Here is a 5,910-nt window from a genome sequence, read left to right as displayed (position 1 = left end):
AATCGAAAGATTCATAAAAAACGTCATCCTTTCTAGTTAGCTTTTTAGAAAGAATAACGTTTTTTTACACTTGGGGGTAGTCTAGATTCTTAAGTTGATGGGCATGGGGTTAATTCACTATGTTAAAGAAAATGATGTTTATGTTAATGGCTCTTACTCTAGTTTTTGTACCAACTCTCGCTTCAGCTGCAACTATAGAGGATGGAAAGAAATACAACGCAACACAGGAGGAATTAGAAGCTCAAGTTAAAGAATTAGAATATATTTTTTCGGTACTTATGGTAAAGGATGATAAAACAGGTAAATATGTTCTTAATAAAGAAGAATTAGCGAAATCTTCATATAACAATGAAGAAAAAGCAGCTATTATAGCTGGTGTTTATGTAATGAATGATGAAGAAATTCCATCTAATATGTACTCTAGTAACGTTTGGGAAAGATGTTGGCAGGATGCATTAGGTATTAGTAAATCATATTTTAATCAAATAAAATCGTATCTTAAGAAAGAGGATTACTGGGGAGCATTGGGAATGCTTTCGTTGCTTGGGCTACCATATAAGCCTGCGTTGTTATTTGCTTTTGCAGTAACTTGCGGGCCAGCTCCAGCTTATATTGCACCTAACCCTCATGAATAATAAGCCTGATATCTTATAAGTAAATGAACTAAAATTAGAATCTCTTTTGTAAATCTATTGATGCAAAAGAGATTCTTTTATCTTTTTAAAGAAGTATTTCTGTTAAATATGAAAATATTAAGTATATTCTGTTGAAAAAAAGTAGATTTGAAGTAAGTTAAACTTTCATATGATATGCTTATTCTATACTAACTAATTTTCAGGTGAGGAGTTGATCGGTTATTACTAGTATAGAGAATATATATAATGTTTCTGTATTCTTAATGCTTTTATCTACTTTTTGTTTTTATCTGTATTTACGAAAAATAAAAAGAGAAAGAAAGCTCACTGGTTTCGAATTTACAATGTATATCATAACACAAGTTAGTTACATTCTTTGGGGAATCTATATTATTTATATAAACTTTGGATGATATTTTTTGTTTTATGAAAAAAAGGCTATTAAAAAAGGGTTTGAGATAAATATCAAACCCTTTTGACTATATATAATTATTTCACTGCTTCTTTTAATTCTTTTCCAGCTTTAAAAGCAGGTGCCTTTGAAGCGGCGATTTGCATTTCTTCACCTGTTTGTGGGTTACGTCCTGTACGTGCAGATCTTTCACGTACTTCAAATGTACCAAAACCAAGAATCTGTACTTTTTCTCCATTTGCTAGCGCATTTGTTATTGTATCTAAAACAGCTTGTGTTGCTGCAGCTGCATCCTTTTGTGTAAGTTCTGCTTTTTCTGCTATTACTTTTGTTAATTCTGTCTTATTCATTTTTTGCACCTCTTCATATGTAATTAGGTGACTATTATAACGTGTGTATACTTATGATGCAATTAATATTGTGCATAGAAAAAGCCCTAGCAAGAGCTAGGGGACAATTTCTGTGTGGTAGTAAGAAAGAAAAACATGTTCATCGTACAGTCTAAATTGTAACATCTATATTAAATGATGAAAAGTACTTATTCTAGATGTTCTACTTGTTTCCACATATTCTATAATGAAAAATATCCCTCTAATTCATTTCATCTTAGAAGGATATTTCCAATCTTTTTCTTTTCGAGTATTTAGAGCAGGTTTAGATGAATTTGTAGAAAGTGTTTGCTTTTCTATTTTATCTAATCTCTCATCTAATTTTTCAATAGCTTCTTTTGTTTCCTTCAGCTCTAATTTAATTTCTGTCAGCAAACGGAGTATTGCATCTCCTTTTGTCATTTTCAACAGTAATCGCTCCCTTACTTATATTAAAAGTGTTACTGTATATAGTTGAAATTTCAATTAAAATAGAAGTAGCTGCACCTAGTCATATTGAATATCCTTTTACTTATTCATAGATATATAATAGCATTGCTATGGAATTTCTAGCAATATCAAAGGAATAGTTCCATTGGTTTCACTATTATTTCTAATCAGTGATGTATTAGCCTTAAAAAGGGAAAACGAAAAGTCATGAATATAGAAACAATAAACGAAATGAAAAAATAAATATATGAGTCCAGGAAGAAAAGAGCGTTATATTAAAGATTATAATGCTTCCAAAAATGAACTAGAAAAGATAATGACTTACGCTAAATTTAGCTTAGAAGCTAAAAAAAGAGAAAACAAGGTAAAAGACGATAAAGGAATTTAGATATATAATTGTGGTATGACATGCAGAAAGTAGCTAGAAATATAAAAAATAAAAGGTGGTATAAACATGAAATCAACAGGTGTTACTAGAAAAATAGATGAATTAGGGCGAATTGTTCTTCCGAAAGAGTTAAGAAGAACGTTAGGAATTGCAGAAAAAGATCCTATAGAAATATTCGTAGAAGATGAAAAGATTATTTTACAAAAATATAAATCTTATGATGCTTGTGCAATAACTGGTGATATTTCAGAAAAAAATATATCATTAGCACATGGTAAAATTGTTCTTAGTCCAGAAGGCGCTGAACTTTTAATTAAGGAAATCCAGCAGCAATTAGTTAAATAAGAATATTCTTCTTAGTACATTACAAAGAAAAAGACATCTATATAGATGTCTTTTTCTTTGACTTAAACCAACATAATTTTAAAAACACTACTTTTACAATGGCAAATATATTAACAATACTTCATATCACATTCATTTTAGCACAAATAACATCACGTATTCTATATATATAAATATAATTCAAGGAAAATACATAATTCCTTTTTAACAATTCACTGTACTTAGATGCTATTGTAGAGTGTATCATACATAGTTAATAAAAATGGTATGATGGGAATAAAGAACTATCGGAGGTATTGTTGCTGCTATTCAATCTCCCTGTAGAAAGTAGACAGCACGCTTAGAAATATGAGTGTAATATGAACTATAATTTTTTCAAAACATTACGACAAGGTTATGGTTCTTTTTTACGGAAAACTTTTCCTGTGAGTTGAAAGGAATTATTATAATCAAACTATTTTTTAATAGAATGATACCTAATTTGAAATTAATTTTAGTGATTGACACAATAATCCCTAGAATGCTACGGTTTTAATGGTAAAGTAATAAGAGGTTTAATGTATAGAGATATTACGTATATGATGCTAAAAAACGCCTGAATACTATTAGTGACAGGGAATCTATATTCGCATATCCCCTAAAATTAGATATACAGATAATTTGATTAATTAAACCGTACATATAGAGAGGAAGAAAGTAAGATGTTTAAAAAAGTTACATCGGTTGTAGCTTCTATTATAGGAGCCAGCCTGCTACTAACAGCTTGTAGTAGTGAAGAGAAAGAGACTAAAAATACAGCAAAGGCAACTGACAAGAATGAAACAAAACAATCCATTAATTTACCGTATATAGCGGAGATCCCAACAATGGATGTAACAAAGGCAACCGATAGTGAATCAATGAATGTAATGCGGAATGTGTTTGAAGGTCTGTATACACTAGGAAAAGATAACAAAGTAATTCCTGGTGTGGCAAAATCGTATGAAGTGAGTGAAGATAAAAAAACATACACATTCCATCTAAAAGATTCCAAATGGTCAAATGGAACACCTGTAACAGCTGCAGACTTTGTATTCTCCTGGAAACGTGCTGTGAACCCTAATACAGCTGCGGAATATGCATTTCTATTCTTTGATATAAAGAATGCAAAGCGAATTAATAGTAAAGAGCTACCTGTAGATCAGCTAGGGGTAAAAACAATTGATGATAAAACATTTGAGGTGCAATTAGAGCAGCCTGTCCCTTATTTCATTGATTTAACAACGTTTGCAACATTTTTACCTATTAACGAGAAGTATTTTGAATCACAAGGAAAGCAGTATGGTTTAGAAGCAAAGCAATTGGTCTATAACGGCGCATTTACATTGGATAATTGGAAGCACGAACAAGGTTTTCAGTTGAAAAAAAATCCGAATTATTGGGATACTAAAACAGTGAAATTAGACGAAATTAACTTTGATATTGTGAAAGATAAGTCAACAGAAATTAATTTATATGAAGCAGGTCAAATTGACCGTGTAGGACTAACAGGTGAGTTTGTAGATAAATATAGAAATAGTTCTGATTTCAAAGAGCGACCTGAAGTAACTATGCAGTTTTTACGTATGAATCAAAAAAATGAAGTATTAAAAAATAAACATGTCCGTTTGGCAATTAGTCAGGCAATGAATAAGAAAGCCTTTGTAGATACAGTGTTAAATAATGGCTCTCTTCCTGCAGATGGTTTTATACCCGCTGAGTTTGCTAAAGGATCGGATGGAAAAGACTTCAGGAAAGAGAATGGAGCATTAGTAAAAGATGATGTGAAGGCAGCCAAGGAAAACTGGAAGAAGGCAAAACAAGAACTTGGGAAAGAACAAGTAACACTCGAATTGCTCACGAGTGATAATGCAATAGCCAAGAAAAATGCGGAGTATTTGAAAGGTGAACTAGAAAAGAATTTAGAGGGGCTAACGGTCTATGTTAAACCACAGCCACGCAAACAGCAAATTCAGTTGCTTCTAAATAGTGATTATGATTTAGGTGTTGATGTATGGGGACCAGATATTCCTGATCCGATTACATTTTTAGATTTGTTTACGACAGATAGTACATATAACTTTGATAAGTATTCCAATAAACAATATGATGAACTAATTCATCAAGTGAAAACAGACTTAGCTGGTGATGAAAATGCTCGTTGGGAGACAATGAAACGAGCAGAGAAAATATTATTAGAAGATGGAGCAGTCGCACCATTTTATCAACCAGGTAGATCGTATTTACAGCGTTCTTCTATAAAAGGTATTGTGACGAATGATTTTGGTGGGGAATTTAACTATAAATGGGCTGAAGTGAAAAAATAAGCGAAAAAAAGGAATCGAATTAATTCGATTCCTTTTAGTTTGCATAGTAATTATGCACAATTACATATTTAATTATCTTGTTATATCGACAAAAATCGACATTTTTTTCAATACGATTATATTAGAATCGAATATAACGATATTGGATGTTACAAATATACTGAGGGATATTAGGGAATTCTTGTTTTTTTAGAAGGGAAAATATTATGAATGAAGCACTTAAGAGAGAAGATAAAGTTTCAGAAAAAACATTAAACAAATTCTTGAGTAAAATTATTGATGAAATTGATTTCCAAAGGAAAAATCAAGAGGATATCGCTAAAATAATTGGCATTTCTTCAGGAACGCTTTCGAAGAATTTAACAGGGAAAAATCAATTTGGATTTTGGAATTTAATTAGATTATTGAAGCTATTGTATGCGGGTGATATTAATAAACAAAGAAAGATGTTACACACCTTCTGTTCTGTCACAACAAGCAAGAAGAACTTGAGGATTGCCATGGAATATGCAAATTCAAAAGGTGATTTATCACTTCTTAAGCAAGTAGTGGATCAAGAAAGCAAGTCTTCACTCGCAATGAATAGAGAATGGGCCTATGTATATGAACTAGTATGGCTTAGAAATAGTGGCAGTATTAAAAAGCAAGAATTGTTAGCTAAACTGGAAGATCGTAAGGGTAAAAAAGTAATTAAGACAAAAGAGATGAAGGTTTTATACGGCATATTAACTTACTATACTATGTATGATTTAGAAAAATATAATTCTTTATTCGAGTATGCTGAGGTATTATCACCAGACGTTAATGCGATAACTGATAGTTTTATTAGAACATCTTATTTAGGTAGGATTAAAGAAGGTTTAGCATATGCGTACCTGGTGCAAGATGATCTCGAAAAGTCTAGGCGTTTATGTCAGGAGATTCTAGATTTAGAAGATCCTGAAGGGTGTTTTCATCTTTTAAGAGC

Annotated in this window: 7 protein-coding genes; 5 read left to right on the top strand and 2 right to left on the bottom strand. The window is 31.4% G+C overall.

What is annotated here, in order from left to right; all coding sequences use genetic code 11:
- Nucleotides 1-119 precede the first annotated feature (119 nt).
- Entirely contained in the window at nt 120-635 is a 516-nt protein-coding gene (locus ACS2CR_RS33110; RefSeq protein ID WP_000914524.1) for a hypothetical protein, read from the top strand.
- A 489-nt stretch (nt 636-1,124) separates the two neighbouring features.
- Here ACS2CR_RS33110 and ACS2CR_RS33105 read toward each other — a convergent pair whose 3' ends face one another.
- Nucleotides 1,125-1,397 (bottom strand): HU family DNA-binding protein, encoded by a 273-nt coding sequence (locus tag ACS2CR_RS33105; protein WP_001043935.1) that lies wholly within the window; start codon nt 1,395-1,397, stop codon nt 1,125-1,127.
- Nucleotides 1,398-1,643: 246 nt separating this feature from the next.
- Complete coding sequence (locus tag ACS2CR_RS33100) at nt 1,644-1,838, bottom strand: hypothetical protein (protein WP_031303430.1); 195 nt, start codon at nt 1,836-1,838, stop codon at nt 1,644-1,646.
- Nucleotides 1,839-2,112: 274 nt separating this feature from the next.
- Between ACS2CR_RS33100 and ACS2CR_RS33095 the strand changes: the two genes are divergently transcribed.
- From ACS2CR_RS33095 to ACS2CR_RS33080, 4 genes are all read left to right on the top strand, one after another.
- A complete protein-coding gene (locus tag ACS2CR_RS33095; RefSeq protein ID WP_014481865.1) occupies nt 2,113-2,253 on the top strand; it encodes a hypothetical protein in 141 nt (46 codons plus the stop codon).
- A gap of 66 nt (nt 2,254-2,319) precedes the next feature.
- On the top strand, nt 2,320-2,598 hold the full coding sequence (locus tag ACS2CR_RS33090; protein WP_000843046.1) for an AbrB/MazE/SpoVT family DNA-binding domain-containing protein: 279 nt from the start codon (nt 2,320-2,322) through the stop codon (nt 2,596-2,598).
- A gap of 701 nt (nt 2,599-3,299) precedes the next feature.
- Nucleotides 3,300-4,943 carry a peptide ABC transporter substrate-binding protein gene (locus tag ACS2CR_RS33085; RefSeq protein WP_000475295.1) on the top strand — a complete coding sequence of 548 codons (1,644 nt, stop codon included), beginning with the start codon at nt 3,300-3,302 and terminating at the stop codon, nt 4,941-4,943.
- Between the two features lie 206 nt (nt 4,944-5,149).
- Nucleotides 5,150-5,910: AimR family lysis-lysogeny pheromone receptor (locus ACS2CR_RS33080; protein ID WP_438906144.1), on the top strand; the 761-nt coding region annotated here is incomplete at its 3' end.

The organism is Bacillus cereus group sp. BceL291 (assembly GCF_051776705.1).
In the GTDB taxonomy this organism is placed as follows: domain Bacteria; phylum Bacillota; class Bacilli; order Bacillales; family Bacillaceae_G; genus Bacillus_A; species Bacillus_A cereus.
Note: the sequence above shows the minus strand (reverse complement) of the source record. Positions and strands in the feature narration are given on the sequence as shown.